General features: G+C 53.4%; 2 protein-coding genes. Both read left to right on the top strand.

Going from position 1 to position 1,673, the window contains the following annotated elements:
* Positions 1-56: 56 nt before the first annotated feature.
* Entirely contained in the window at positions 57-890 is an 834-nt protein-coding gene (locus tag QZL71_RS13085) for a ParA family protein (protein ID WP_294649183.1), read from the top strand.
* On the top strand, positions 847-1,673 hold an 827-nt coding region (locus QZL71_RS13080), incomplete at its 3' end, for a ParB/RepB/Spo0J family partition protein (protein WP_294649180.1). The genes QZL71_RS13085 and QZL71_RS13080, both read left to right, overlap by 44 nt.

Here is a 1,673-nt window from a genome sequence, read left to right as displayed (position 1 = left end):
ACGATGCAGCTTTCCTACCAGAACCAAACCAACCACGACTTAGCGATGCGGAGGTGATAAAAATTTCAAAGAAAGCAACTACGATTGCCATCGTCAACCAGAAAGGCGGCACCGGCAAGACCACCACCTGTGAAAATCTGGGCATCGGGCTGGCGATGGAGGGCAAGAAAGTCCTGTTGGTGGACGCTGACCCGCAGGGCAGCTTGACCATTAGCATGGGCTGGCAGCAGCCCGATGAACTACCCACAACCCTTTCCACCTTGATGGCAAAAGCCATGAACGATCAGAGCATTCCGCCCGGTGAAGGCATTCTGCACCATGCGGAGGGCGTTGACCTGATTCCAGCCAACATCGAACTGGCAGGGATGGAAGTGTCTCTCGTCAACTGCATGAACCGGGAAAAGATGCTCAAGCGGGTGCTGGAAGGAGCAAAGCACGAATACGATTTCATTCTGCTGGACTGCACCCCTTCCCTTGGGATGCTGACCGTCAATGCCTTGGCAGCGGCGGACACCACCCTGATTCCCGTGCAGGCGCAGTACCTGTCTGCGAAAGGTCTGGAACAGCTTTTGCAGACCGTGCAGAAGGTCCGACGGCAGATCAATCCCAAGCTAAAAATTGAGGGTATCCTGCTGACCATGACCGATAGCCGCACCAACTATGGACAGCAGATCGACAATTTGATTCGAGGTGCCTACGGCAGCAAGATCAAAGTGTTCGACCAGACCATTCCCCGGTCTGTCCGTGCTGCGGAGATCAGTGCCGTAGGCAAAAGTATTTTCCAGCACGACCCCAAAGGCAAGGTGGCAGAAGCCTATAAATCTCTGACAAGGGAGGTGATGGCGAATGCCGAAAAACAGCTTAAACGTGTTGCTGAAAGGGGCAGATGACATTTTCTCCACCGAAGAATCCCGACAGGAGCAGCAGCGGGAGCAGGTGCAACAGATTCCCATTGGAGAGCTGTTCCCTTTCAAGAACCACCCCTTTAAGGTTTTGGATGATGAATCCATGCAGCGCACGGTGGAAAGCGTGGAACAGTACGGCGTGCTGTCTCCGCTGATTGCCCGCCCTCGCCCGGAAGGGGGCTATGAAATCATTTCCGGGCACCGCCGTCAGCACGCTGCACAGCTTGCTGGGCTGGACACCCTGCCGGTTATTGTCCGTCAAATGGACGATGATGCCGCAGTTTTGCTCATGGTGGACTCGAATCTCCAACGTGAAAACATCTTGCCCAGTGAAAGGGCTTTTGCCTACAAAATGAAGCTGGAAGCCCTAAAAAATCAAGGTGCTAGGTCAGATTTAACTTCCGCCCAACTTGGGCGGAAGTTGGAAACAGCAGATATTGTTGGTCAGGAATCTGGCGACAGTAGGAATCAGGTTCGGCGCTTTATCCGCCTGACCAACCTCATGCCTGAACTGCTGGACATGGTAGACGAAAAGAAGATTGCTTTTAATCCCGCTGTGGAATTGTCCTATCTGGACGAAAGCCAACAGCGGGATTTTTTAGAAGCTATGAACGACACCCAGAATGCGCCGTCCCTTTCCCAAGCGCAGCGGCTCAAAAGGCTGGCGCAGGAAGGGCACTTCTCGTATGATGTTGCCTTTGCGGTCATGGGAGAAGAGAAAAAGGACGAGCTGGACAAGGTGGTCATCAAAAACGACACCCTGCGGAA

Origin of the sequence: uncultured Faecalibacterium sp. (assembly GCF_900066275.1) — a bacterium.
Lineage (GTDB): Bacteria > Bacillota > Clostridia > Oscillospirales > Ruminococcaceae > Faecalibacterium > Faecalibacterium taiwanense.
This window is presented reverse-complemented; position numbering and strand designations above follow the sequence as displayed.